The organism is Chromatium okenii, from assembly GCF_002958735.1.
GTDB classification, from domain to species: domain Bacteria; phylum Pseudomonadota; class Gammaproteobacteria; order Chromatiales; family Chromatiaceae; genus Chromatium; species Chromatium okenii_A.
This window is the reverse complement of sequence record NZ_PPGH01000010.1, coordinates 52,985-79,740: the sequence shown is the minus strand read 5'-3', so window position 1 is coordinate 79,740 and position 26,756 is coordinate 52,985. Positions and strand designations below refer to the sequence as shown.

Genomic DNA, 26,756 nt, shown 5'->3' with positions numbered 1-26,756 from the left:
GTTAATGATGCTAGGAGTGGCACAAAAAACTGTCAAGCCACTGGGTTGCGGTTTAGGTTTATTCGTAACGCGCTAAGATTACGCCATTTGTGTGGTTGCGGTCGACTGATTCGCAATAAAACGCTCAAAATTGGTGTCCTCTTAAATGAAGCGCAGGGTGAAACGATTGACGCAATATGCCATATCGACATACCATTCCGCTTCTTTGTTCCGGCGCTGGGCGTCGATAACAATTCCGAATAATTTTGAGGACTTGAAGACATGTACGCGGTCATTCAAACCGGCGGTAAACAATACCGTGTTTCCGAAGGTGATACGGTAAAAGTTGAAAAACTGGTTGCCGAAGAAGGTGCAAGTATCGACCTTAACCAAGTGCTGATGATCGCTGACGGCGATGACATCAGAGTTGGTAAACCCTATCTCGATGGTTGCTCAGTGACTGCAACAGTCGCAAGTCACGGGCGGGCACAAAAAGTCAAGATCGTGAAATTCCGTCGGCGCAAACATTACATGAAGCGTCAAGGACATCGGCAGTGGTACACCGCGCTTAAAATTACAAACATCAGCGGCGGTTAAAAGGAGACCCCAATGGCACATAAAAAAGCAGGCGGCAGTTCACGCAATGGCCGCGATTCCGAATCGAAACGCCTCGGCGTTAAAGTGTTTGGCGGTCAAACCGTCACCGCTGGCAGCATCATCGTGCGGCAGCGTGGAACCAAATTTCACAACGGCGTTAACGTCGGCTGTGGACGCGATCACACCTTGTTTGCCTTGCGTGACGGCGTGGTGAAATTCTTGGTGCGCGGTGCAGAAAATCGTAAGTTTGTGACCGTTGAGAACGTCTGATTTCGCAGTTCGAGCGGGCGTTCGTCACTCTGCACACTCTGAGCCTCGTCTTTGCAGACGGGGCTTTTTCATTTTTAGCAGATTATTAAGTAGGTTACGCGCATGAAGTTCGTGGACGAGGCATTCATTCGGGTCGAGGCCGGCGATGGTGGCAACGGCTGCGTGAGCTTTCGCCGCGAAAAATACATCCCGTTTGGCGGCCCGAATGGCGGCGACGGTGGCGACGGCGGCAGCGTTTATCTCATTGCTGATAATAATATCAACACGTTAGTCGATTTCCGTTACCAGCGCATTCACCGCGCCGAACGCGGTCAAAACGGCATGAGTAAAGACATGACCGGACGCGGTGGCGCTGATCTCGTCATTCCTGTGCCGGTCGGAACGCGGGTATTTGAGCAGGACACCGGCGAATTGATCGGCGAATTGCTGGAAACCGGGCAGCGAATGCTGGTCGCGCAGGGTGGTTTTCACGGCATCGGCAATGCGCGTTATAAATCAAGCACCAATCGCGCTCCGCGTCAGTCCAAACCCGGCACACCCGGCGAGCGCCGCGAACTTCAGTTGGAACTGATTTTGCTGGCGGACGTGGGACTGCTCGGTTTTCCCAACGCCGGCAAGTCCTCGTTAATTCGGCAGATTTCCAGTGCGCGTCCCAAAGTTGCGGATTATCCGTTCACGACGTTGTATCCCAATCTCGGCGTGGTGCGCGTCGGGCGCAATCGCAGTTTCGTCGTCGCCGATATTCCCGGCGTGATCGAAGGCGCAGCGGAAGGTGCTGGGCTGGGCATTCAATTTCTCAAACATCTCGCCCGCACCCGTCTGCTGCTGCATCTGGTGGACATCGCGCCACTCGGCGATCAAGAAGACCCTGCCGAGCAAGTGCAGAAAATTGAAGCAGAATTAGCCGCGTTTGGTGGCGATTTGACCGAGAAAGAACGCTGGCTGGTGTTGAACAAAGTCGATTTGCTTGACGCCGACGAATACGCCGAACGGCAGGCGCAATTGATCGCTGCGCTCGATTGGCACACGCCGGTTTACGGCATTTCCGCGCTGACCGGACAAGGCACTGCGGAATTGGTCAACGCGCTGATGCAGCGACTGGAACAACTCAAAAACGATCCTGATGCTGCGCCCAATACCGCGCTTAAACCGCTTGATCCGCACGTTTCAGAATGGGATGCGCCCGCCACGCCTGACGAAGGTGATTGGCATCCACTTGATTAAGCAAAGACTTTCTCATCCACAATGACCCGTCATTCTCTCGCAACGACCCGGCGCTGGGTCGTCAAAATCGGCAGCGCCTTATTAACCCAAGACGGTCACGGGCTGACACACGCGCTGCTGATGCCCTGGGTGGAACAGATTGCCGAGCGTCGTCGCGCCGGTCACGAAGTCGTGCTGGTGTCCTCCGGCGCAGTTGCGGAAGGTATGGCGCGAATGGGTTGGCAGCGCCGTCCCAAAGCGTTGCACGAACTCCAAGCTGCTGCCGCGATTGGGCAAATGGGACTGGTGCGGGCTTACGAAGATTGTTTCCAAACTTGCGGATTGCACACCGCGCAGGTGCTGTTGACCCGCGACGATCTCGCCAATCGCGTCCGTTATCTCAATGCGCGCAGTACGTTACGCACGCTGCTGCGGCTCGGCGTGATTCCGGTCATCAACGAAAACGACACCGTAGCGACCGATGAACTGCGGTTTGGCGATAACGACACGCTGGCAGCGTTGGTCGCTAATCTGATTGAAGCGGATTTGCTGATTTTGCTGACCGATCAAGACGGGCTGTTTGATGCCGATCCGCGTTTTCATCCGACCGCGCAGCTGATTACGGAAACCGGCGTTGACGATCCGCTGCTGGATGCAGTGGCTGGCGGCAGCGTCACCGGACTCGGCACTGGCGGGATGGTGACGAAAATTCGGGCAGCGCGGCTGGCGGCGCGGTCGGGAACGCCAACCGTGATTGCGCCGGGACGCGGTGAAGCAGTGTTGACGCGCATCGGCGCCAGTGCGCCAGTCGGTACTTTGTTGATGCCCGCGCAGGAACCGCAGGCAGCGCGTAAACAGTGGCTGGCTGGACATTTGCAAGTGCGCGGGCGTTTGGTGTTGGATGCTGGCGCAGTGCGGGCGCTGCGCGACAACGGAACCAGTTTGTTGGCGGTCGGTGTTAAAGCGGTGCAGGGAAAGTTTGAGCGCGGCGAAGTAGTCGCTTGCATTGACGAGCTAGGGCGCGAAGTTGCTCGCGGTCTGGTGAATTATGACGCAGCGGCAGCAACACGCATTCGTGGTTTGGCGTCGAGCCAGTTTGAGGCGATCTTGGGTTATCTGGACGATGACGAACTGATTCACCGTGATAATTTAGTATTGCTGTAACGTTGAAAGCGAAACTAAACGCAGCAAAACGCTGTCTTTCAACTGGCTTGAACACCTTGGTTCAGGTTGACTGAAATGCTCAATATCTGATATAAAAAGCCGGTTTTTCAATAAGCTAACCCAACAAACCTATCAACTTCTCTCTGGTTTCAATACCGGAGTTTCTCGCGGAACAACTGATGAAAACTTTGCTCTTAACGATTTCAGTCGCAGCGATTTTCGCAGCTGGCGTGGTACAGGCTGCTGAACAACACGCAGCAGCGGCGTCTCAGGTAACGACCGGAGATATTAAAGCTGGCGAACAAAAGGCGAGCACCATTTGCATCGCCTGTCACGGTCCGCAAGGCAACAGTTTAGTTCCCATTTGGCCGAAGCTCGCTGGTCAGCATCCTGATTACATTAAGAAGCAAATCATGGACTTCAAAGCGGGTAACCGTTACAACGTCCAGATGACGCCGATGGCAATGCCATTGACCGATCAAGAAGTTGCAGATGTCGCTGCGTATTTCTCCAGCCAAAAACAAAGCGGTGGCACGGCTGATTCCGAATTGACCAAACTCGGTGAAAGTATTTATCGCGCTGGCAATCCAACCACTGGTGTTCCTGCGTGCAGCGGTTGTCATGGTCCAGCTGGTCTTGGTCAGGGATTGTCCAGATTCCCGCGTCTGTCTGGTCAACACGCTGGTTACATCAAACAAACGCTGGGCTATTTCCAAAAGCAGGAACGGGCAAATGATCCGAATGGCATGATGCGCGGCGTCACGGCGCGGATGACCGATCAAGAAATGACCGCAGTATCTCAATATATTCAGGGACTTGCTGCCAAGTAACTGCCTTTCGAGGATGACAAAAAACGGCAGGACATCCTGCCGTTTTTTATTGTGTCAACAATGCGCCAACTGAATCTCCTCAGCTACAACGTGCAAGCTGGCATTCACTCCCGCCAGTACAGCGACTATTTCACCAACAGTTGGAAGCACTTACTTCCGCATCCCGAGCAACTGGTCAATCTGACGCGCATTGCACAATTGCTCCGTCAATTCGATCTTGTTGGATTGCAAGAAGTAGACGCCGGCAGCCTGCGCAGCGCCTACATTGATCAAGTGCAATATCTCGCCCGCCACGGCGCATTTCCGTACTGGTATCGCCAAATCAACCGCAATCTCGGCCCGTTCGCCCAACACAGTAACGGCCTGCTCAGTCGGTTGTGCCCGCAACAAATTACTGCGCATCGACTGCCGGGGTTGCCGGGGCGCGGCGCAGTGGTGGCAGAATTTCCACTAACGGATGGCAGTGATTTGGCAATCGCAATTGTGCATCTAGCACTTGGCGGACGAGCGCAGCGCCAGCAATTGGATTATTTAATTCAGTTGGCTGCCCAACATCCGCGTCTCGTATTGATGGGCGATTTTAATTGTGGTTGTGATTCCAAAGGGTTACGCGCTTTGTTGCAGCAAACCGAAATGCACGGACTGGATTGTGCACTGAAAACCTTTCCGAGCTGGCGACCACGTCACACGCTGGATCACATTCTCGTGTCCGCAGCGTTGCGCGTCGTAAACGCTCGCGTCATTGATTACGCACTCTCCGATCATCTGCCGTTGAGCATGACGATTGAACTGCCTGCTGGTGTGCATTTTGCCGAGACGCCATCCGTATTTAATGGCTTGACCCCGCGAGATTGATGCCAACCACGCCTAAGATAATCAACAGGATGCTGAAGAATTTCAGCAACGTCACTGCCTCACGAAAATAAACGATGCCAATAATGGCAATCAATGCCGTTCCCACCCCCGACCACACTGCGTAAGCCACGCCGACTTCAACCTTTTTGAGCGCCAGCGTCAGTGCCAAAAACGACAACACATAAAACGCCAGCATCAGCGCAATCGGCAGCGGTTGATACATAGTACTCAATAACCTACTAATTTTTACCATTTGCTACTAATCACTGGTTTGACATCATCGCCACATCATGGTTAGTATGTTTATAACAACGTGTACCTTATGGCGATAACCAAGCCCGCGTTGTTAATTGAGCTCTTTAACAAGTTCGAGTATGTGGTTGCTAACACGAGTTGTTAGCGTAAAACTTGAAACACATCTTAAGAGTTAGAGCACGAAGTGTTTATTTCGTGCCTTGGTAGATACACCCGACAACGCCGGTTACGGATCAAGTTGTCGCAGTTAACGAAAGTTAAGAAAAATGTATCGGTTTGGTCAATCCATCAGAAAGTTTCATAAACGTTGTGCCCACGACTTCCAGTGCGATGGCGCCTGCCAGAAAAAACCAGTGTTGCATGATCTGCCTCGTGTCTTGATTTTGCGATATTTCAATCGTTTACATAAAAAACGCCCCAATTGATGAGGCGTTGTAGCAACCGTTGCGCAAACTGCTCGTGGTGACATTTAACTCGGTTCTGCGCCGCGCAGATGACGATTGACGGCAACCCAACTGCCGATTAAACCCAGCGAAATACTGCTAGCGAGAACGATGAACGTCGCCGTAACACCCAGCCCCGCCAGCTCAAAATCGCTGCGATACAGACTTGCCAACCGCGACACTGGAGGTTGCAGCAGCACCAGCGCCAGCGTCACCAGCAACCACGCCGTTAATCCGCCCAAGAGTCCATACCACGCACCAGCGTATAAAAACGGTCGTCGAATAAATGCGGCAGTCGCACCAACCAACTCCATGATTTCGATCTCGATGCAGCGATTGAGAATTTCTAACCGAATCGTGTTACCGATAATCAACAGCACCCCGATTCCAAGCAGCACACCGAGCAGCAAAACGCCGACCTGAATTAAATCTAAAATGGCTTGAAACCGTTGCAACCACACCGTATCCATCCGCGCAAAATCAGCTTCTTTCAGCTTTAACAGCTTGTCTTGCATCACTTCTAATTGTTCTGGCGTGGAATAGCCCGGCTGCGGATAAATCGCCAGCACCACCGGCAACGGATTGTTTTTCAACTGCTCCAGCGCCTCCTCAAATCCGCCGAGCGCCCGAAATTCATCTAACGCACTTTCGCGGGTGATGACCTGCACCTGCGCGATTTCTGGCAATTTGCGCAAACGGTCGGCAAGATTATTCGCCGCTGCATCATCAACGTCGTATTGCAAAAACAGCGAAATCGCTGCCGTTTGATCCCAGCCGCCCGCCAGTGTGCGCAAATTATCCGCCAGCACGTACAACGCGCCGGGCAGCGCCAGCGAAATGCCAATCACCGCCACCGTCATTCCGGTCGGCAGCGGCGTATCCAACAACCGCCCCAGCGTCGCCAGCGCACTTTGCACATGCTGGTTTAACCAGATCGCGAATTGATCGGCGAGATTGGGCAGACGGCGACGGCGGAAACGCGGTTTCAGCATGATTTACCAGCCACGAGTGTCGTTGATTAAGCGCCCGTCGCCGAGCGTGAAGGTGCGGTGGTGCATATTTTTTACTAACGCCAGATCGTGGGTTGCAATCAGCAGCGTGACGCCAACATATTGAAACCGCTCGAATAGCTGAAAAATCTCTTTCGACAGTTCTGGATCGAGATTGCCGGTCGGTTCATCCGCCAGCAGCACCGGCGGACGCCCGACCACCGCACGCGCAATGCCCACGCGCTGCTGCTCGCCACCAGAAAGTGCGACCGGAATCGCCCGCTCGCGTTTGAGCAATCCGACTTGATCGAGCGCCGCACGCACGCGCCGCCCGACTTCTTTATGCGGCAATCCGGCAACCACCAGCGGCAGCGCCACGTTGTCAAACACGCTGCGATCCGGCAGCAGCCGATGATCTTGAAAAATCATTCCCACCTCGCGGCGGTGATACGGAATTTGCGCCTGCGGCAGCGTTGCCAAATCGCGCCCATTGACCAGAATTTGCCCGCGAGTTGGACGCTCCAACAGTCCGATCAACCGCAGCAACGTGCTTTTGCCCGCGCCGGAATGCCCAGTCAAAAACGCCATTTCGCCGACTTTCATCTCGAAACTGATGTTGGTGAGCGCCTCGCCGCGTTCGGGATAACGCTTGAAAACGTGCTCGAACAGAATCACGCGCTGGCGCTCCTAGCCCAGCAGGGCATTGACAAATTCATCGGCATCAAACGGTCGCAGATCGTCGATTGATTCGCCAACGCCAATGAACCGAATCGGTAGCTGCAACCGCTCGGCAATCGCAAACAGAATGCCGCCTTTTGCGGTGCCATCCAGTTTGGTCAGGGTGATGCCGGTCAGTCCGACGGCGCGATGAAAATGCTCGGCTTGGTTAATCGCGTTTTGCCCGGTGGTCGCGTCCACCACCAACATCACCTCGTGCGGCGCGTCGGGATCAATTTTCTTCAACACCCGCGCAACCTTGCTCAATTCGTCCATCAAATTGGTTTTGGTGTGCAAACGTCCGGCAGTGTCCGCAATCAGCACATCCACGCCGCGAGCGGTCGCAGCTTGCAGCGCATCGAAAATTACTGAGGCGGAATCTGCGCCGGTGTGCTGGGCAATCACCGGAATCTGATTGCGCTCGCCCCACGCTTCCAATTGTTCCACCGCAGCAGCGCGGAAAGTGTCACCGGCCGCGAGCATGACGCTGTTGCCCTCGGCTTGCAGCCGTTTGGCGAGTTTGCCGATGGTCGTGGTTTTGCCCGCGCCATTGACGCCAACCATCAGAATCACTTGCGGTTTTCCAAGCGCAGGCTGGCGCACCGGCTGCTCGGCAGTCAGCAGCAATTCACGCAAATCCGCTTTCAGCGCCACCAATAACGCGGCGGGATCGGCGAGCGTTTTGCGTTTCACCCGCTCGGTCAAATCAGCAATGATCCGCGCCGTTGCCGTCACGCCGACATCGGCAGTAATCAGCAGCGTTTCCAGCTCCTCCATCAATTCATCGTCGATGCGTTTGCGTCCAAGAAACAGCGTGCCGAGACCGTCGCCCAAATTGGAACGGGAACGCGCCAGCCGCTCGCGCAATCGGGACAGAACGCCGCGTTTGGGTTCGTCTTCCGGTTCTGGCTCCGGCGCAGCGACCAGCGCGATCTCAGCGTCTATCTTGTTGGATTTGAAGAATTTGCTGAACAAACCGGGCGCAGCGTCACTTTCTGCGGCTGGCGCGACAACTGGTGGCGGCGCAACTGGCGCTGGCGCAGCGGGTGGCGCGTCAGCTTCGGGAGTGGATTTGAATAACTTGCTAAACAGACCTGGAGCTTTGGGAGCGTCAGCGCCAACGTCGGGAAGTGGCGGCGCGGGAGTTTTGTGTTTTTTACCGAAACCAAACATAGATGCTTGTATTCACAAGTTGAGGAATCACGATGCGCTTGATGCTACCAGATTAGCGTTTCCGGTGCTGCGCTTTACCGCTTTTATTTAGCGTTGCATTAAGCACATTGCAATACGGAAGTGTGCTTTATTTATTATAAAAACTTGCAAAAATAAATAGCTTGGTGTGAGCAAAACTGAATACAAAACCAGCATCAATAACACAGTCACTGCCCATACAATACGCAAAATAGTTGATTACGGAAAATGTTCAGCAGCAAGTGCTCTCATCGTTTTTTCATCATTTTGTATTAACGTGCCTAATGCCCATAAATCATAATATGGAGCACCTCGGCGGCGACTCACAACGGTTGTAAACCCATTTTCCCGCAATGTACCAATGAGTACTTTAGCAGTGAAACCGCAGCGATGTGCCATATACAAATTACCCTTCGCTAAAGATGGACGATAACCATATAAAATATCAAGCGGAGTAATTGTCCCTGAAGGCGCACTATACGCAGTTTCTGTGAGTTTATCTTCTGCAACCAAGGCACAAACTGATTGCAAATCAGGACAAGTAATCACGATAAAACCATCTGGTTTTAATACGCGCCGGAACTCGGCTAAAGCAATAGGCACTTCATGTGGATAAAGATGTTCGATATTATGCGATGAATATACAGCAGCAACTGTTCCATCTGGAATTTCTGTCATATCTAACATCGTTCCCACAACATCAGGTTTTACTTTTTGATCAATATCTAAACGCAGCTCACGCCAAGCATCGGTATTAAATCCGCGAGTGGTGCGATCTTTGTATTTCATACCGCAGCCAACATGTAAAAAAGTGGGTGTTGTTAATTCGGTTGCTTGAACCATATCAATCCTTGTCTATTGTGAGTGCTTTTCACAAAATGCGTTATAAAAACCTGATTAAACATATCATAGTTTTATGATAACACTGCGGCACTAAAAGCACCGCAGTGATATGTGTTAAACAGTTAATTCTGATCAAGCGGATGAAATACTGGCGCAGCCGGCAATTCATGGCTTGGTGCAGCGAGCGGCTGGCGCAGTGCCGTAATACGCAGGCGGAGCGATTTCGGCGGCAGGTTCAGTTTCGGCTTTGGATTTGAACCACTTTTTGCCAAACCACGAGTCAGACTCGGCGGTCTCTGGTGCAGCATCTGCTGGCTCTGGGCGAGTCGAGACGACAACGGAGGAATCAGGCGCTTTGCCTTTTTTTCTAAATTCAAACATAGGTGCTCAGATTCAGGACGTTAGCGAATTAACGATTGAACCATGCTACCAGATCGTGATTTGTATCGTCTTTCCTGTTCCGAAAATCTAGGCGTTACGCAGTTGAAAAAATTGCCAGTGCTCAGTGGGCATGGCGTTTTGTACTGACAACAGACAACTTTTAAATTCGCCTTAATCCAATACGACAAAGATTAAAACGTGCACTTAAAAAGCGATTTCTGAGTCCTATCTACTGCTAAATTGTCGTAACGACGCATTCAATACAACAAGGAGTGAAACGACCAAACGCAGCAATGCAAAATAACAAGGATTTATCACGGCGATTCGCGTACACTCAAACCGCGTGGTTAACCACCATGCAGCTAACATTCACTCAAAATGAAAGAGAAATCAAAAACATGAATATGCCTAAGAATATCGGTGAGACGGATCGGAATGTGCGTTTTGCGGCGGGTGCAGCAGTGATTTTGTTTGGGTTGATCACGCACGACTGGCTGGGTTTGCTCGGTCTGGTGTTGGTTGGGACTGCGTATTTACGGAGCTGCCCTGCTTATACACTGATCAACTTTGACACCAACAAAAAGTAACGTATTTCGTTTTTAGAGATGATGATACGCCGCACTAATGCGGCGTTTTTTATGGTTAAAAATCGCTATTTAATGCGATGAATCTTTGACCTCATGGCTACTAGGTGGGCGATGTGATGCAAAAGCAATACGATCTAAAAAACCCATGAGCAGCGCAGAGACCACAAAGGTTAAATGAATGATCACATACCACATCAGTTTATCATTTGGAACCTGCGGGATATTCACAAATTCTTGTAACAAGTGAATTGAAGAAATCGCCACAATTGATGCAGCAACCTTGAGTTTCAGCGTTCCAGAATCCAGTTTACCCAGCCAATCTAATTGATCGTCGCCTTCGCGTACATCAATCCGTGAAACAAAGTTTTCATAACCCGAAAACATCACCATCACCACTAAACTGGCAACTAATGAAAGATCAATTAGCGCCAGCACAACTAATACCATATCAGATTCACTAATTTCCAAAATGTGGCTGAATAGGTGATAAATCTCTTGGAAAAAACGAAAAGCCAACGCAATGAGCGTTAATGACAATCCGAGATAAATCGGCGCTAATAGCCAGCGGCTGGCATAAAGCAAACGTTCAATGATTTGTTCTAGCACATCAGTTCTCCAAATGAAAAGCTCAGTTTTAATTCATGGATAACGCAAGTTTCCGAATCACGATCAGGCACGTCAAGCTCGGCATCTTGTCGATTCACCGCTGCGCTTGCCGCAAATCATGGAAATCGTGATTGATTCCTTGCAGGATGATCCGGCTTTTGATGCGCAATTGGCGAGCGCAAATGCCTTGATCGCCTTGGTTTTACGATTTCAATTGGAGCGTGTTTTATGCGATCTACCATCGGAATCCTCTTAGCATTGCTAGGATTATTCGCAGTGACTTCAATCCCAGCGACAGATAATTGGCCGACACCTCCGGCGACAGTGGAGCCAGTATCGGCGCAAATTTCCGGTCCACTTACCGGCGGGACAGCGGATCACAGCAAATTTGAAGCGTTGAAAAAACCATTTGCTTCAGGACCGGAAGTGACTAAAGCCTGTCTCAGTTGCCATACTGAAACTGGCAAGCATTTTATGAAAAACATCCATTGGACATGGGAATGGCGTAATCCAGAAACTGGTCAACTTTTGGGTAAAAAACATCTTATTAACAACTTCTGCACCAATGCACGCGGGAATGAAGGCATGTGCGCTCAGTGTCATGCAGGTTATGGTTGGAAAGATGAAAACTTTGACTTTACCAATGAAACTAATATCGACTGTTTAGTCTGCCATGAAACAACCGGCACCTATTATAAAATGCCAAATAGTGCCGGCAGTCCAGCCTGTACGGTCATGTTTGAAGGTAAACCTCCAATTGATTTAGCACTGGTTGCGCAGAGCGTTAATTTACCGCAGCGCGCCAATTGCGGCACTTGTCATTTTAATGGTGGCGGCGGCGATAACGTTAAACATGGCGATCTTTCTTCAGCATTAAAAAGTCCAACTCGCCAGCTTGATATACACATGGGTGTGGACGGTCTGAACTTCGCTTGCACTGCCTGTCATGTCACTAAACAACATATTTGGGCAGGAAGTCGTTATCAATTAGAAGCTAAGGATCATGATGGTATGGGCAAACCAGGGCAGCGCCGCGATGTCGCAACCTGTGAATCTTGTCACGGTCTTGAACCACATCCCGTTGATTCTCTTGCTGCTTTCAAACGTAACGATCACATTTCCAGCGTTGCCTGTCAGACCTGCCATATTCCTGAATTTGCGCGTGGTGGTGTTGCAACTATTACTGATTGGGATTGGCGCACTGCCGGTAAAACTCGCAATGGCGAAGGCTATCACGAGCACGGTTATACTCAGGGTAATGGCAGCCATCGCTATACCTATAAATCAATTAAAGGCACGTTTACCTATGGTGAAAATTTAGTGCCTTTATATCGTTGGTTTAATGGTCAAATGCAATACACCACAATTGATACCAAGTTCGATGTCACCAAACCAGTTGCGATCAATGATTTTACTGGTTCGCGTGATGATGGTCGTTCGCGTATTTGGCCATTTAAACAAATGCGCACATGGATGCCCGCCGATATTGGTAATGGTACCTTGGTTTATAGCCATTTGTGGGGAGAAGATACCGATTCTTATTGGGGTAATTACGATATGGGAAAAGCCATTGCACATGGCATGAAAGAATTCGGTTTGCCTTATTCCGGTCAATTCGGTTTTGTCGAAACGCTGTCCTATTGGCCAATTACACACATGGTTGCGCCCAAAGAAAATGCGTTAACCTGCGAAAACTGCCATTCTAAAAATGGGCGGTTAAATGGCGTTGAAGGTCTTTATTTACCCGGGCGCGATCAAAATTACTGGGTTGATTTAATTGGTGTGATTGCCGTGCTTGGCACTGTATTAGCCATTATTGGTCACGCTTTAATTCGCATTTTCTCATCGAAAGGAGCACAACACTGATGGCTACTCGTCGCGTCAGAATTTTCACGCTCTTTGAACGTTTTTGGCACTGGTCACAAATGCTGCTAATTATGTTCTTAATGTTCACTGGATTTGGTGTGCATGGCTTCCACCATATACTCAACTTTGAACATGCCGTCACTTTACATACGCTCGCTGCGTTTGCGTTGCTCTTATTGTGGGCATTCAGTATTTTCTGGCTGTTCACTACGCGTAATTGGCGGCATTTCATTCCAACAGTGAAAGGCATGTGGGGCGTACTGCGCTTTTATATTCTTGGCATTTTCAAAGGTGAACATCATCCTTATCGCAAGGCATTTTGGCGCAAACACAATCCCTTGCAGGCGCTCACCTATTTAATGCTCAAAATCGTCTTATTCCCGTTAATTTGGGGATCAGGATTGATTTATTTGTTCTACTTTGTGTGGCGCGATATTCCTCATGCAACACAGTTGTTGGATGGAGTGGCGTTGGTGCATACCGGCGCAGCATTTACCATTCTTACTTTTGTGTTAATTCATGTGTATATGTTAACCACTGGTCATTCATTCCGCGCTCATGTTATGCCGATGATTGACGGGTTTGACGAAGTGGATTTAACACCAGAAGAAGAGGCTTATTTACAAAATGATGAGCCAGAAAACATTCGTTAGATAGCGCGTTTTTGAGTGCATGAAAAAGCCGATTATGGTGCATCTTACTGACCATGATCGGCTTTTTTTCAATTAGATATTGCAACAAGTTACGTTGCTTTTATCCATTAAAATTAACTCCCTGGAAACCGCATATTTGCGATTCGATCCAGTGCTCGCGTTAACGGTTGCCAGCGTGCTGGTGGTTCAAACGCATCAAAAAAGTTCTTCAAATATAAGCCCAGTTCGGTGTCACCTGACATGCGTAAACGCCGCTGAAAAAATAGTGTATCTGCGTCCTCACGACGCGCTGCCAGCAACAAAAATTCCCGCAATCCACCGGAAATACTCGCATCTGCTGGCGCATCATTGCCGTAACCTTGAATATGCCCATTCGTCAATCCCAACAAATAGCGCACACCAATATCATCAATTTCAATCGCTACGCGGCGACCTTGTAAAAAATCCAGTTCGCCTTCAACGATTGCTTCTTTCATTACCTGATTGAGCATCGTTGCTAATGCGCGGCTGTGCATCACGCCCGGCACTAAACGCAGTGGAAAAGTCAATGGATACAATACATTTGGAAGATTAGGCATCAGTATTCTCAATCAAAATGGTCAATGGAATATGATAATTTTCTACTCTATTTCAGATTGACACAAGTAAATAAAACGCATCATATATTTTGTGATGAATTGAGAGATTTACTTAAAGGATGAAGATTTGTATTTGAATAGGTTAAAAGTAGTAACGCTCGCTAAACCCCGTATTGGGGTTTAGCGATACTGGTTTAATTACAAACCAGCAGCAGCACGCAACATCTCCGCTTTATCGGTACGTTCCCAAGTAAAGCCCGGTTCGGTACGACCAAAATGACCATAGGCAGCAGTATCCTGATATTTAATCAGGTCGCGGTTAGTTAAATCGAGCATTTGCATAATGCCATAGGGACGCAAATCGAAATGCGCACGAATGAGTTCAATAATACGTTCTTCACTCACTTTTGCAGTGCCAAACGTCTCAATAGAAACCGAGGTCGGTTCCGCAACGCCAATGGCATAGGACACCTGAATTTCGCATTTATCTGCGAGACCTGCGGCAACGATATTTTTCGCCACATAACGCCCAGCATAGGCAGCGGAGCGATCTACTTTTGAGGGGTCTTTACCAGAGAATGCACCGCCACCATGACGCGCCATTCCGCCATAGGTATCCACAATGATCTTGCGCCCAGTTAATCCGCAATCACCCACTGGACCACCAATCACAAATTTACCTGTTGGATTGATATGATAGCGCGTGTTGCTATTCAGCCAGCCGGTGCTAGTTAATACCGGTTTAATAATCTCTTCCATCACGCCTTCATGCAGATCGCGTTCACTTACTGTATCGCTATGCTGCGTCGATAAAACCACCGCATCAATGGCGACTGGTTTGCCATCGCTATAACGAATGGTGATCTGTGATTTGGCATCGGGACGCAGCCAAGGCAGAGTGCCGTTTTTGCGCACTTCTGCTTGACGTTTGACTAAACGATGCGCGTAATCAATTGGCGCTGGCATTAATAGATCGGTCTCGTTGGTGGCATAACCAAACATCAACCCTTGATCGCCAGCACCCTGCGCTTCTTCGGTTGCTCGATCCACACCCTGATTGATGTCTTTTGATTGTTCGCCGAGTGCAATCAATACGCCGCAGTTATTGCCATCAAAACCAACATCTGAATTGTCATAGCCGATGTCTTTCACGACTCGCCGCACGACTTTTTCATAGTCAATTTTGAGATTGGCATCGGTGACAGTGATTTCGCCAGCCAGCATGACAAAGCCGGTTTTCACCAGCGTTTCACAGGCGACTCGCGCCTTGGCATGATTGGGATCGCGCCGATAAATCTCGTCGAGAACTGCATCAGAAATCTGATCCGCCATTTTATCGGGATGACCTTCGGAAACAGATTCGGAAGTGAAAATATAATCCTTGCTCATAGTTGTTCGGTAGCCTGATCGCAACGCTATGCAGCGTGGTTGAAAGAACGATCTATGATAACGACTTGCTGGGTGTTAGGAATGTGCAAAATTGCGTTCGGTTACAAGAATCACTCAACCAGCCTCGACTTCATTTTTTCACTAACGCATTCATTTGGAGGAATTTATGGCTGCTCTCGAAACTCCAGCGTGCGACTTTGGTCAAGCTGCACCGGATTTTTCACTACTCGGGATTGATGGCAAAACGTGGTCTCGGGCTGACTGCGTCGGCGAGCGCGGACTGCTGGTAATGTTTATTTGCAACCATTGTCCCTGCGTCAAAGCGATACGGGAGCGGATTGTCCGCGAGGCGCGGGAGTTGGCGACGCTCGGCATTGGCTGCGTGGCGATCATGTCGAACGATCCGCAGGATTATCCTGAAGATTCGTTCGAGAACATGCAGCGCATTGCGGCCGAATTTGATTTTCCATTTCCATATTTATTCGATGAAAGTCAGGAAGTTGCTCGTGCTTATGGCGCAGTGTGTACGCCGGATTTCTTCGGCTACAACGCTGACCTCGCGCTGCAATATCGGGGGCGGTTTGATGCCAGTCGCACCGAAACCGCACCGCCAGAAGTGCGCCGCGATCTGTTTGAAGCAATGAAACAGGTCGCCGAAACCGGCAGCGGTCCCGCCGAGCAAATTCCCAGCATCGGCTGTTCGATCAAGTGGCGCAGTGCTTAAAGCTGCCAGTTCAGTCAAGGCGCGAGTACACGAAGATTAGTGCGGCGCTAATATAAGCAACTGATAAAATAGCTTGTGCTGGTATCAGTTTGTTTGAATTCCGAATGACGGGTTTTTAGCTCAAAATGCGCATCTTTTGAGCGTGTTATCGTTTCGCACCAGCATTTGCGCAAAATGACGCGGCTGCATCATTAACATTGCGCATGATCAATCAAGAATTCTATTGTGCAATGCACAATAGGGTTTTTATAAAAATCAGCCACTTGTGTTTCCAATCGCGTAAAATTGCAACTTGGTTATTGTCTCGTCTCAAAACCTGCTGCCGCTGGTCACGGTCAGTCAGTTTTGATTTTTTTTCATCACTCTCAGGAGGGGCTTCATGTCCTCACGCAAAGAACTCGCCAATGCTGTCCGTGCTCTGGCAATGGACGCGGTGCAACAGGCTAATTCCGGTCATCCGGGCGCACCGATGGGCATGGCGGACATCGCCGAAGTGTTGTGGAACGATTTTATGCGCCACAACCCGACCAACCCGCAGTGGGCTGATCGTGACCGCTTTGTGCTGTCCAACGGTCACGGCTCCATGCTGATTTATGCGCTGCTGCATCTCACCGGCTACGAGTTAAGCCTCGAGGATTTGAAGCAATTTCGCCAGTTGCATTCCAAAACGCCCGGCCATCCCGAATATGGCTACGCGCCCGGCGTGGAAACCACCACCGGCCCGCTGGGGCAGGGCATCACCAACGCCGTCGGCATGGCGCTGGCAGAACACGCGCTGGCCAATCAATTCAATAAGCCCGATCACAGCATCGTTGACCACAACACCTACGTTTTTCTCGGCGACGGCTGTTTGATGGAAGGCATTTCCCATGAAGCCTGCTCGCTGGCTGGCGCGTTGGGTTTGGGCAAGTTGGTTGCGATTTACGACGACAACAACATTTCGATTGACGGCGAAGTGCGCGGTCACGGCACCACGCCCGGCTGGTTCCTCGATAACACGCCGCAGCGGTTTGAAGCCTACGGCTGGCATGTGATTCCGAAGGTTGACGGGCACGATGCAGCGGCAGTCAAAGCGGCGATTGAGCAGGCTCGCGCCGTCACCGATAAACCGAGTTTGATTTGCTGCCAGACCATCATCGGCTACGGCTCGCCCAACAAGCAGGGCAAAGAAGAATGTCACGGCGCAGCACTCGGCGATGCTGAAATTGCGTTGACCCGCGCCAACCTCGGCTGGAACCACGCGCCGTTTGTGATTCCAGAGAATGTCGCGCAGGGCTGGGATGCGAAAGCACGCGGCGCAGCGGCTGAAACGGCGTGGAACGACAAGTTTGCCGCCTACGCTGCCGCTTATCCGGCGGAAGCTGCGGAATTCAAGCGCCGCATGGCGGGCGATTTGCCAGCCGATTGGGAAGCACAAGCTGGCGCATTTGTGCAGTCAGTGATTGATAAAGGCGAAACCATCGCCTCGCGCAAAGCCTCGCAGAATGCGTTGAATGGATTTGGTCCATTGCTGCCGGAATTACTCGGCGGTTCTGCGGATTTAGCCGGTTCCAATTTAACGTTATGGAGCGGCTGCAAAGGCGTTGGTAAAGGCAGCGAGGCTGGCAATTACGTTTATTACGGCGTGCGTGAATTCGGCATGTCGGCAATGATGAACGGCATTTCGCTGCATGGCGGTTTTATTCCTTATGGCGCAACCTTTTTAATGTTTTCCGAATACGCTCGGAATGCGTTACGCATGGCAGCGTTAATGAAAGTGCCGTCGATTTTTGTGTACACGCACGATTCAATTGGTTTAGGCGAAGATGGCCCAACGCATCAACCCGTTGAACAGATTCCAACGCTGCGCATGATTCCAAACATGAGCGTTTGGCGTCCGTGTGATGCAGTGGAATCAGCAGTTTCGTGGAAACTCGCAATTGAGCGCAAAACCGGTCCGAGTTGTTTAATTTTCTCGCGGCAAAATCTCGCCCACATGCCGCGCACGGCAACGCAAATTGCCGATATTGCGCGGGGCGGTTATGTATTGCGTGATTGTGCTGGCACTCCCGATGCAATCATTATTGCCACCGGTTCCGAAGTGGAATTGGCAATGAAAGCTGCCGATGCCATGAGCGATAAACAAATCCGCGTGGTATCAATGCCCTGCACCAATGCGTTTGATGCGCAAGATGCCGCCTATAAAGAAGCCGTATTGCCTAAAGCAGTGACGGCGCGGGTTGCAGTTGAAGCCGCAGTGACTGATGGCTGGTGGAAATATGTTGGCACCCAAGGCGCGATACTCGGTGTTGATCGCTTTGGTGAATCCGCACCGGCTGGCGCATTATTCAAAGAGTTTGGCTTTACCGTTGAGAATCTGGTCGCCGTTGTAAAAGGCGTGCTCTAAATTCCAGACTCGTGTTTATGACATCAATCAAATTTGTTCACGCAAGTTTGATTGATTTTTTCATCTGTTTTTCATTCCATTTAGGAGCTTGACCGCATGACACTTAAAGTTGGCATCAATGGGTTTGGTCGGATTGGTCGCATGGCGTTTCGTGCAATTGCCAAGGATTTCCCCGGAATTGAAGTTGTTGGCATTAACGACCTGCTCGACCCTGACTATTTAGCCTATATGCTGAAATACGATTCAGTACACGGCAATTTCAACGGTGACATCGCTGTTGATGGCAACACCATGATCGTCAATGGCAAATCCATTCGTTTAACGGCAGAACGCGATCCTGCCAATTTGAAATGGGACGAGATTGGCGCAGAATTGGTGATTGAATGCACCGGCTTCTTTCTTGATGAACCTTCCTGCCAGAAACATATTCAGGCTGGAGCGAAGAAAGTGGTGCAATCTGCGCCGTCGAAAGACGCCACGCCGATGTTTGTTTATGGCGTGAATCACAATACCTACGCCGGTCAAGCGATTGTTTCCGCTGCATCCTGCACCACCAATTGCTTGGCACCAGTTGCGAAAGTTCTGAATGACAATTGGGGCATTAAGCGCGGCTTGATGACCACCGTTCACGCCGCAACTGCGACGCAAAAAACTGTCGATGGTCCATCAATGAAAGATTGGCGCGGCGGTCGTGGTATTTTAGAAAACATCATTCCGTCTTCTACTGGCGCAGCGAAGGCAGTGGGCGTGGTATTGCCGGAATTGAATAAGAAGCTGACCGGCATGGCGTTTCGTGTTCCCACGTCTGATGTTTCCGTCGTTGATTTGACGGTTGAATTGAATAAAGAAGCGGATTACGCCGACATTTGCAAGGCAATGAAAGCTGCTTCTGAGACGGGCGATTTGGCTGGCGTGTTGGCATATACCGATGAAAAGGTGGTTTCCACTGATTTTCGTGGTAAATCAACGCCGTCGATTTTCGATGCCGAGGCTGGCATTGCATTAGATAAGACCTTTGTGAAGGTTGTCGCGTGGTATGACAACGAATACGGCTACACTTGCAACATGCTGCGCATGGTTGAGCACGTCGCCAAGTAAGTTAGATTGAGTTGAATGGGTGTTGCAACAATGCAGCACCCATTTTGGTGTGTTAAAAACGGTTTTTATCCTCAACTAAACATAGGTCAAGTCTTTATGCCTCCATTGATTCCTGCAGTTGCTCAATTAGCTTCTGGTTTATTTACTGTTGTCACTACTACAGTAACTCATATCAATAAGCAAAAAATATACAGCGATACGGTTGAAATCAATAAAATAAATCGGGATAAGAATAATAGAAACGAAGAGGCATTGAATAACAAAATGAAATCTTTTGTTTGGGTAATTGCAACTATTATTTTAGGACTATTTTTTTGGAGGTGATGAATGGGGCTTTCTGATTTATACGGTGGACGAGAAAAAATCGCGACTGCTGAAAGTAAAAGAGAAGCCCAAAGGGATCGGGATCTTGCCCAACGTTCTTTGAAGGCTTCTAAAATAGAGCTTCGTTTAGCGCAGACAGCTTTCTTTGCAAACTTAATCACTAAATTGGCGGTTATGTTTGCGGGAGCAACTTTATTTTCAACAGAAGCTCTTGTACAAACTCAAGAGTTACCTGCTACATTTAATCATCCGCCTCTGTTTTTGCTGTCAACTTGGGTGGAGCACAAATAACATGCCAGATGATATGTATGGCTAACGACTCGCCTGCTGTGCTATTAACACAGCAGGTAGATTCAAAACAACTGGTTAAGACTGCTTTACCCAACGATCTTTTTATTGCCGAATGGCGTGTTAATACCGATCAGCATGATTAAAACATGGAGTAACTTGAGATGCGGCTATCAATAAATAGTGTGCTGTTTTTTTGCTTTATCTTGTTGTCTAGTAATGCGTTTTGCGATCAGGTTAGTTCTGCTGAAACAGACTTCAAAGCAGGAAACGAGAGTTATCAACAGGGTAAGTTTGAGGAAGCAAAAATTGCGTATCAAAGCGCCATGAAAAAAGACGCTTCTTTAAGTCATCCTGAGATGTTGTTTAATCTGTCTCTTACTTTACGTCAATTAGGACAGGTCAAGGAAGCAGACGCATTATATGCGAGATTTATTAAGTCAGAGCATAATAGACTTTCAGGTTCGGATTTAGTTCAGGACTCTGCGGATGGATTGCTTTTTGATAAAAATCGTTCTTTATTTGAACACTTTTTTACACCAGAATACGTCATTTGGCATAATTGGTTAGCAAAATACTTAATGTACATCCTAGCCATAATAACTGTAATTTTTACTATTATACTGCTTAATAGTAGTGAAGGATATACGTCGTTTCTTGATATGACTGACGCTATAAATCGTATGGGTATGGATCGTCACTATTCTAGCGGTGAAAAAATGGTGTGGGCTTTGTTATTGTTTCCGATAGCTATAGGTCTTTTTACGTCTGGCTATTTTGTGTAGATGGTCGCACGATAAGATGATTGAGTTGTTGCTTTTGACAACTTAGTTCTTGGTTGAATCAATAGCTAAAAACGACTTATGAAAGCAGAACTCACTGCAATCAGTAATTGATAACCAAAGAGTTTGCCAGCATGAACTTTTTTATTGAATCCGAACTTGAAGAAGATGGGCGCTGGTTAGCGGAAATTTCTGGAATTCCCGGTGTGCTGGCGTATGGCGTAACTGCTGATGAAGCAATGGCAAAAGCTGAAATACTTGCGCTGCGCGTACTCGCAGAACGTATTGAAACACCAATGATAAAAAGAGCGGGTTACTGAAGGATAAAAATATGCCTTTGGTGTAGGTTACTTCATTATGTTAGAGATCAAAAAAGCAGATTACCTTGGTGAGTATAAAATTAATTTAAGGATGAACCAGATTTGCAAGAACAATTCAAAACGTGGGGTTATATTGCTTGAATGTCAGTGAGTCAGTAGTAAAATCTTCAGATTTTCAAGATCAGTTTCTATGCGGCGATTGCCTCACTGTAATGCAATCAATGCCAGATGAATCTGTCGATTTAGTTGTCACTTCGCCGCCGTATAATCTTAAAAATTCAACGGGCAACGGCATGAAAGATGGTCGTGGCGGCAAATGGTCAAATGCGAGTCTGATTCATGGTTATTCGCACTATCACGATAATATGCCCCACGATGAATATACGGCGTGGCAACGCGCCTGTCTTACTGAGATGTTCCGCTTAACTAAAAATAACGGCGCTATTTTTTACAACCACAAATGGCGCGTGCAAGCAGGTTTGTTGCAAGACAGGCAAGATATTGTTTCCGGCTTTCCAGTGCGGCAAATTATCATCTGGAAGCGAAAAGGTGGGATCAATTTTAATAAAGGATATTTTTTGCCAACTTACGAAGTGATTTATTTAATTTGTAAACCAGAGTTTGAACTAGCGCAAGGTGCAAATGCTCAGGGTGACATCTGGGAATTTATGCAAGAAATGAAAAACGAACATCCTGCGCCTTTCCCAGTTGCTTTAATTGAAAGAATTATTAACAGCACAAATGCGCAATTAATTCTTGATCCATTTATGGGCAGCGGTACAACTGCTGTTGCAGCTAAAAAACTAGGTCGAAATTTTATTGGCATTGAAATTTCTCCAGAATATATTGAGCTTGCTAAAAAACGGTTGAAAGATTTTTCATCTATGTCACTGCTTTTCTAAAAACGCAGCTAAAGGTAATGCCCAAGGTTTCGCGGATTGTTTTAATTTATATTTCACTCACGGTAAAAAATTATGTTTCAGACAGCTAGTGATTCAGAACTAAAACAACTACTGAAAGAAGTGTTAACAGAAACGTTGAACGAACAGCGAGAATTGCTATATGAAGTTTTTACAGATGTCTTAGAAGATGTCGGTCTTGCAAAAGCGATCCGTGAAGGACAACAAACAAAACAAGTAGATCGTGGTGAAGTGTTTAACCTCTTTGAGTGAGGGGCTGTCGTGAAAACAGTATTTCGCACTAGCTTTGTACGTGATTTGAAAAAATTAAAGACCGTTTAACGCTGTTGCAAATTCGTCAGGTGATTGAAGAAGTAGAAAATATAACTAACCATCAGGGAATTGGTAAACTCAAAAAAATGACTGGCAGCGAAAACTTCTACAGAATTAAGGTGAGTGATTATCGAATTGGTATCATCATTGAAGCAAACGAAGTTGAGTTTGTGCGATGCTTACACCGTAGTGACATCTATCGTCTATTTCTATAAGCGAAAAACATTCATTAAAAGTGATGCGCCAAACCCCAAGGTTTTGCGGATTGCTTTTACAACAACATGGCCACACCCAAGAGGAAATACCATCGTGTCATTCATTAAACTCACCGATCTTGATCTGACTGGCAAGCGTGTTTTAATTCGTTCTGACCTCAATGTGCCTATTAAAAACGGCAAGGTTACTTCCGATGCGCGAATTACTGCATCCATGCCAACCTTTGAACACTGCATTAAAGCCGGTGCGAAAGTGATGGTGATGTCGCATTTAGGTCGTCCAGAAGAAGGTGTCTTCTCGGAAGAAGATTCGCTTAAACCCGTCGCAGATATGCTCAGTGCTAAGATGGGAAGTGAGATTCGTTTAATTCGAGATTACCTTGATAATCCGCCAGATGTAGCTGATGGCGAATTAGTATTGCTGGATAACGTGCGTTTTAATAAGGGCGAAGGCAAGGATAATGAGGCGTTGTCCAAGCAATACGCTGCGCTGTGCGATGTATTCGTAATGGATGCGTTTGGTACTGCACATCGGGCGCAGGCTTCAACGCATGGCGCAGGTAAATTTGCACCGACTGCGTGTGCTGGTTTGCTATTGGCTGAAGAATTGGATGCGTTGCAAAAGGCGCTGGCAAATCCTGCTCGCCCAATGGTTGCTATTGTTGGTGGCTCGAAAGTTTCAACCAAATTGACGGTATTAGAAGCCCTATCAGAAAAGGTTGACCAGATGGTCGTTGGTGGCGGTATTGCGAATACTTTTCTCGCAGCTTCTGGTTTTCCGGTCGGCAAATCATTATGTGAACACGATTTAATTCCAACTGCCAAGGCGTTAATGGAAAAAATGACGGCGCGGGGCGCGACTATTCCTATTGCAGTTGATGTGGTGTGCGGCAAGCAATTCAATGAAAATGAACCTGCAATCATTAAAGCTGCTGCTGATGTTACAGAAGACGATATGATTTTTGATATTGGTCCGCAATCCGCGCAGGAATTGGCTGACATCATTGCTAAAGCCGGAACAATTGTGTGGAATGGACCGGTTGGCGTATTCGAATTCGATCAATTCGGTGCGGGTACAAAAACCGTTTCAATGGCAATTGCAAATGCCGCTGGTTTTAGTCTCGCGGGTGGCGGCGACACCATTGCTGCAATTCAGAAATACGATATTTATGACAAGGTGTCCTACATTTCCACGGCTGGCGGTGCGTTCCTTGAATATCTGGAAGGAAAAACATTGCCAGCAGTAGCGATGCTCGAAGAACGCGCAAAGAGTTGATTGCATTCAGGTGCGCTGGCATAGCCGGCGCCCGCTAACGGAAAATTAATCATGCCAAGACGTACCAAAATTGTCGCAACGCTCGGTCCAGCGACGGATGATCCGGCAGTTATGGACAACTTCATCGCAGCAGGCGTCGATGTGGTTCGTCTCAATCTGTCGCATGATAGTCACGCCCGTCACCGCGAACGCGCCGAGCGTTTTCGTGAACGGGGGCTCGCCATCAATCACGAAGTGGCGGTGCTGATGGATTTGCAAGGGCCAAAAATTCGCATCGGCAAATTCACTGAAGGCAAGATTGAACTGATGCCCGGCGCTACGTTTGCAATTGATTCTGCTTGTGCAATTAATGCAGGTGATAGCACGCAAGTTGGCACAACCTATCTTGAACTCGCAAATGATGTCACTTCAGGCGATACGCTATTACTTGATGATGGCGCTATTGAATTAAAGGTGGTTGCAGTCGCCAATGGTCGTATTGATTGCACTGTGGTTGTCGGTGGAACGCTATCGAATAACAAGGGTATCAATAAAAAAGGTGGCGGATTATCCGCTCCGGCCTTAACCGATAAAGATAAAGATGATATTCGTTTTGCGGCTGAAATTGACGCAGATTATTTAGCGGTTTCTTTCGTGCGCAATGGCGATGATGTGCGGCTGGCGCGAGAATTATTTTATGCTGCCGGTGGACGCGGTGGAATCATTGCCAAGATTGAACGTGCCGAAGCACTCAATCAAATTGATGACATCATTAACGCTTCCGATGCCATTATGGTTGCTCGCGGAGATTTAGGCGTTGAGATTGGCGATGCGGAATTGCCAGCAGTGCAAAAACGATTGATTAGTCGCGCACGAGAATTGAATAGTGTTGTGATTACTGCGACACAGATGATGCAGTCGATGATTGAGCATCCCATTCCAACTCGCGCTGAAGTATTCGATGTTGCCAATGCAGTGCTCGATGGTACTGATGCAGTGATGTTATCGGCAGAAAGTTCGATTGGGCGCTATCCGGTCAAGGTTGTAGAAGCATTGGATCGTATTTGCATCGAAGCGGAAAAAGGCACGACACGCTCTGGACATCGGCTTGATTCAGTATTCGGTCGTGTGGATGAAGCCATTGCAATGGCAGCGATGTATACCGCCAATCATTTGGGCGTCAAAGCAATTGCCGCATTAACCGAAACTGGTTCCACAGTGAAATGGATGTCGCGTATTCGCTCCGGCATTCCTATTTATGCGATGACGCGATTCGCACCGACGCGCCGCAAAGTGAAATTGTTTCGCGGCGCGTATCCGGTGAGCTTCGATGTAGCAAGTACCGACATGCACGAAGTGAATTATGAAGTGATTGAAGAATTGCTGCGGCGAGGCACGGTGCGCAATGGTGATTTGGTCATCATTACTAAAGGCGACCGTTCTGGCGTGGAAGGGCAAACCAACATTATGAAGATTATGCGTGTTGGTGAGCATCGCTTATTGAATGAAGATTGAACGTTTTTGGTAAAAATAATGTTATCTCCAATTGGAGAATAACCACTGATTGATTCATCCACCAACGAGGAAAAATTGCATGGCTTTAATTTCAATGCGTCAAATGCTTGATCATGCCGCTGAATACGGTTATGGCGTTCCTGCGTATAACGTGAATAACATGGAACAGATGCGCGCCATTATGGAAGCGGCTGATGAAACCGATTCTCCAGTGATTGTGCAAGCGTCTGCTGGCGCTCGCAAATACGCTGGCGCACCGTTTCTGCGCCATTTAATTTTGGCCGCAATTGAAGAGTGGCCGCATATTCCGGTGTGTATGCACCAAGATCATGGCACTTCGCCAGCAATTTGCCAACGTTCTATTCAATTGGGCTTTTCATCAGTCATGATGGATGGTTCGCTCGGCGTCGATGGTAAAACTCCAACGACTTATGAATACAACGTGGAAGTCACCCGCCGCGTGGTTGAATTGGCGCACGATTGCGGCGTATCGGTTGAGGGTGAATTGGGCTGCCTTGGTTCATTAGAAACTGGGCAGGCTGGCGAAGAAGATGGCGTTGGTGCAGAAGGCACTTTAGATCACAGTCAATTATTGACTGATCCTGAAGAAGCAGCAGATTTCGTAAAGAAAACTGGCGTGGATGCGCTGGCAATTGCAATTGGAACCAGTCATGGCGCGTATAAATTTACGCGTCCGCCCACTGGCGACATTTTGGCGATTAACCGGATTAAAGAAATCCACGCTCGTATTCCCGCCACGCATTTGGTAATGCACGGTTCATCATCAGTTCCGCAGGATTGGTTGGCGATTATCAATCAATACGGCGGCGCAATGGGTGAGACCTATGGCGTTCCGGTTGAGGAAATCGTTGAGGGCATTAAACACGGTGTGCGCAAGGTCAACATTGATACCGATTTGCGCATGTCATCCACTGGCGCGATTCGCAAGTTCTTGGCGGATAACCCAAAAGAATTCGATCCACGCAAGTATTTCATTGCTGCAACCAAAGCAATGAAAGGCATTTGCAAGGCGCGTTATGAAGCCTTTGGTACTGCGGGCAATGCCAGCAAGATGACCGCGCTGTCATTAGAAGTGATGACCAATCGCTACATCAAAGGCGAACTTGATCCCAAGATCAACTAATCGCTTTCATCGTTAATTAAACGATAAGCACGGGGCGCAACAGCGCCCCTTTTTGTTATAGTCGGTTGATAATTCAA

32 protein-coding genes are annotated in these 26,756 nt (G+C 48.6%); 22 read left to right on the top strand and 10 right to left on the bottom strand.

All coding sequences use genetic code 11. From position 1 onward, the window contains the following. Positions 1–261 precede the first annotated feature (261 nt). From rplU to CXB77_RS01285, 6 genes are all read left to right on the top strand, one after another. Positions 262–576 (top strand): 50S ribosomal protein L21, encoded by a 315-nt coding sequence (gene rplU / locus CXB77_RS01310; protein ID WP_105072502.1) that lies wholly within the window; start codon positions 262–264, stop codon positions 574–576. A 12-nt stretch (positions 577–588) separates the two neighbouring features. Beyond that, positions 589–846 carry a 50S ribosomal protein L27 gene (gene rpmA / locus CXB77_RS01305; protein ID WP_105072501.1) on the top strand — a complete coding sequence of 86 codons (258 nt, stop codon included), beginning with the start codon at positions 589–591 and terminating at the stop codon, positions 844–846. Positions 847–948: 102 nt separating this feature from the next. Beyond that, positions 949–2,070, top strand: a complete 1,122-nt coding sequence (gene cgtA, locus CXB77_RS01300) for an Obg family GTPase CgtA (RefSeq protein ID WP_105072500.1) — start codon at positions 949–951, stop codon at positions 2,068–2,070. A 21-nt stretch (positions 2,071–2,091) separates the two neighbouring features. Further along, positions 2,092–3,213, top strand: a complete 1,122-nt coding sequence (proB, locus tag CXB77_RS01295) for a glutamate 5-kinase (protein WP_105072499.1) — start codon at positions 2,092–2,094, stop codon at positions 3,211–3,213. A gap of 176 nt (positions 3,214–3,389) precedes the next feature. Further along, entirely contained in the window at positions 3,390–4,043 is a 654-nt protein-coding gene (locus tag CXB77_RS01290) for a c-type cytochrome (protein ID WP_105072498.1), read from the top strand. 60 nt (positions 4,044–4,103) lie between these two features. After that, a complete protein-coding gene (locus CXB77_RS01285) occupies positions 4,104–4,898 on the top strand; it encodes an endonuclease/exonuclease/phosphatase family protein (RefSeq protein WP_105072497.1) in 795 nt (264 codons plus the stop codon). On the opposite strand, the gene CXB77_RS01280 is transcribed toward CXB77_RS01285, so the two are convergent. From CXB77_RS01280 to CXB77_RS01255, 7 genes are all read right to left on the bottom strand, one after another. Further along, complete coding sequence (locus CXB77_RS01280; RefSeq protein ID WP_242445311.1) at positions 4,873–5,121, bottom strand: DMT family transporter; 249 nt, start codon at positions 5,119–5,121, stop codon at positions 4,873–4,875. The two genes, CXB77_RS01285 and CXB77_RS01280, sit on opposite strands and share 26 nt — an antisense overlap. A 289-nt stretch (positions 5,122–5,410) precedes the next feature. Next, complete coding sequence (locus tag CXB77_RS18985) at positions 5,411–5,515, bottom strand: SMR family transporter (RefSeq protein ID WP_146108631.1); 105 nt, start codon at positions 5,513–5,515, stop codon at positions 5,411–5,413. Between the two features lie 107 nt (positions 5,516–5,622). Next, complete coding sequence (ftsX, locus tag CXB77_RS01275) at positions 5,623–6,588, bottom strand: permease-like cell division protein FtsX (RefSeq protein WP_105072495.1); 966 nt, start codon at positions 6,586–6,588, stop codon at positions 5,623–5,625. A gap of 3 nt (positions 6,589–6,591) precedes the next feature. Next, entirely contained in the window at positions 6,592–7,260 is a 669-nt protein-coding gene (gene ftsE, locus CXB77_RS01270) for a cell division ATP-binding protein FtsE (RefSeq protein ID WP_105072494.1), read from the bottom strand. Between the two features lie 12 nt (positions 7,261–7,272). Next, positions 7,273–8,475, bottom strand: a complete 1,203-nt coding sequence (gene ftsY / locus CXB77_RS01265; RefSeq protein WP_172452477.1) for a signal recognition particle-docking protein FtsY — start codon at positions 8,473–8,475, stop codon at positions 7,273–7,275. A gap of 237 nt (positions 8,476–8,712) precedes the next feature. Next, positions 8,713–9,336 (bottom strand): class I SAM-dependent methyltransferase, encoded by a 624-nt coding sequence (locus tag CXB77_RS01260; RefSeq protein ID WP_105072493.1) that lies wholly within the window; start codon positions 9,334–9,336, stop codon positions 8,713–8,715. A gap of 165 nt (positions 9,337–9,501) precedes the next feature. After that, positions 9,502–9,717, bottom strand: a complete 216-nt coding sequence (locus CXB77_RS01255) for a hypothetical protein (protein WP_105072492.1) — start codon at positions 9,715–9,717, stop codon at positions 9,502–9,504. 398 nt (positions 9,718–10,115) lie between these two features. Between CXB77_RS01255 and CXB77_RS01250 the strand changes: the two genes are divergently transcribed. Then, on the top strand, positions 10,116–10,304 hold the full coding sequence (locus tag CXB77_RS01250) for a YgaP family membrane protein (protein WP_105072520.1): 189 nt from the start codon (positions 10,116–10,118) through the stop codon (positions 10,302–10,304). 69 nt (positions 10,305–10,373) lie between these two features. Here the strand turns inward: CXB77_RS01250 and CXB77_RS01245 are convergent, their stop codons facing one another. Beyond that, positions 10,374–10,910: a TIGR00645 family protein gene (locus CXB77_RS01245; RefSeq protein ID WP_105072491.1), complete on the bottom strand. Its 537-nt coding sequence runs from the start codon at positions 10,908–10,910 to the stop codon at positions 10,374–10,376. Between the two features lie 228 nt (positions 10,911–11,138). Between CXB77_RS01245 and CXB77_RS01240 the strand changes: the two genes are divergently transcribed. Further along, complete coding sequence (locus CXB77_RS01240; RefSeq protein WP_105072490.1) at positions 11,139–12,776, top strand: tetrathionate reductase family octaheme c-type cytochrome; 1,638 nt, start codon at positions 11,139–11,141, stop codon at positions 12,774–12,776. Then, positions 12,776–13,429: a cytochrome b/b6 domain-containing protein gene (locus CXB77_RS01235; protein WP_105072489.1), complete on the top strand. Its 654-nt coding sequence runs from the start codon at positions 12,776–12,778 to the stop codon at positions 13,427–13,429. The genes CXB77_RS01240 and CXB77_RS01235 overlap by 1 nt, the downstream gene beginning before the upstream one ends. Before the next feature lie 113 nt (positions 13,430–13,542). Here CXB77_RS01235 and ubiT read toward each other — a convergent pair whose 3' ends face one another. After that, on the bottom strand, positions 13,543–14,007 hold the full coding sequence (gene ubiT, locus CXB77_RS01230) for a ubiquinone anaerobic biosynthesis accessory factor UbiT (RefSeq protein WP_105072488.1): 465 nt from the start codon (positions 14,005–14,007) through the stop codon (positions 13,543–13,545). 198 nt (positions 14,008–14,205) lie between these two features. Next, complete coding sequence (metK, locus tag CXB77_RS01225) at positions 14,206–15,396, bottom strand: methionine adenosyltransferase (protein ID WP_105072487.1); 1,191 nt, start codon at positions 15,394–15,396, stop codon at positions 14,206–14,208. Between the two features lie 166 nt (positions 15,397–15,562). Between metK and CXB77_RS01220 the strand changes: the two genes are divergently transcribed. From CXB77_RS01220 to fba, 13 genes are all read left to right on the top strand, one after another. Next, entirely contained in the window at positions 15,563–16,120 is a 558-nt protein-coding gene (locus tag CXB77_RS01220) for a thioredoxin family protein (RefSeq protein ID WP_105072486.1), read from the top strand. 379 nt (positions 16,121–16,499) lie between these two features. Then, a complete protein-coding gene (gene tkt / locus CXB77_RS01215; RefSeq protein ID WP_105072485.1) occupies positions 16,500–18,506 on the top strand; it encodes a transketolase in 2,007 nt (668 codons plus the stop codon). Positions 18,507–18,602: 96 nt separating this feature from the next. Then, positions 18,603–19,604, top strand: coding sequence for a type I glyceraldehyde-3-phosphate dehydrogenase (gene gap, locus CXB77_RS01210; protein ID WP_105072484.1), 1,002 nt, complete (start codon positions 18,603–18,605; stop codon positions 19,602–19,604). A 15-nt stretch (positions 19,605–19,619) separates the two neighbouring features. Continuing rightward, entirely contained in the window at positions 19,620–19,928 is a 309-nt protein-coding gene (locus tag CXB77_RS01205) for a hypothetical protein (RefSeq protein ID WP_146108630.1), read from the top strand. A gap of 3 nt (positions 19,929–19,931) precedes the next feature. Beyond that, positions 19,932–20,219: a hypothetical protein gene (locus CXB77_RS01200; protein ID WP_105072482.1), complete on the top strand. Its 288-nt coding sequence runs from the start codon at positions 19,932–19,934 to the stop codon at positions 20,217–20,219. A 161-nt stretch (positions 20,220–20,380) separates the two neighbouring features. Beyond that, the gene (locus CXB77_RS01195; protein ID WP_105072481.1) at positions 20,381–21,001 is read left to right on the top strand and encodes a tetratricopeptide repeat protein; all 621 of its coding nucleotides are present in this window, start codon (positions 20,381–20,383) and stop codon (positions 20,999–21,001) included. 131 nt (positions 21,002–21,132) lie between these two features. After that, the gene (locus CXB77_RS01190) at positions 21,133–21,318 is read left to right on the top strand and encodes a type II toxin-antitoxin system HicB family antitoxin (protein WP_105072480.1); all 186 of its coding nucleotides are present in this window, start codon (positions 21,133–21,135) and stop codon (positions 21,316–21,318) included. Between the two features lie 221 nt (positions 21,319–21,539). After that, positions 21,540–22,220 (top strand): DNA-methyltransferase, encoded by a 681-nt coding sequence (locus CXB77_RS01185; protein ID WP_197710943.1) that lies wholly within the window; start codon positions 21,540–21,542, stop codon positions 22,218–22,220. Between the two features lie 72 nt (positions 22,221–22,292). Then, on the top strand, positions 22,293–22,490 hold the full coding sequence (locus CXB77_RS01180) for a hypothetical protein (RefSeq protein ID WP_105072478.1): 198 nt from the start codon (positions 22,293–22,295) through the stop codon (positions 22,488–22,490). Positions 22,491–22,543: 53 nt separating this feature from the next. Beyond that, on the top strand, positions 22,544–22,765 hold the full coding sequence (locus CXB77_RS24250) for a type II toxin-antitoxin system RelE family toxin (RefSeq protein WP_105072477.1): 222 nt from the start codon (positions 22,544–22,546) through the stop codon (positions 22,763–22,765). A 94-nt stretch (positions 22,766–22,859) separates the two neighbouring features. Further along, positions 22,860–24,041, top strand: coding sequence for a phosphoglycerate kinase (locus tag CXB77_RS01170; protein WP_105072476.1), 1,182 nt, complete (start codon positions 22,860–22,862; stop codon positions 24,039–24,041). A 51-nt stretch (positions 24,042–24,092) separates the two neighbouring features. Continuing rightward, on the top strand, positions 24,093–25,535 hold the full coding sequence (gene pyk / locus CXB77_RS01165; protein WP_105072475.1) for a pyruvate kinase: 1,443 nt from the start codon (positions 24,093–24,095) through the stop codon (positions 25,533–25,535). A gap of 79 nt (positions 25,536–25,614) precedes the next feature. Then, on the top strand, positions 25,615–26,679 hold the full coding sequence (gene fba / locus CXB77_RS01160) for a class II fructose-bisphosphate aldolase (protein ID WP_105072474.1): 1,065 nt from the start codon (positions 25,615–25,617) through the stop codon (positions 26,677–26,679). The last annotated feature ends 77 nt before the right edge of the window (positions 26,680–26,756 follow it).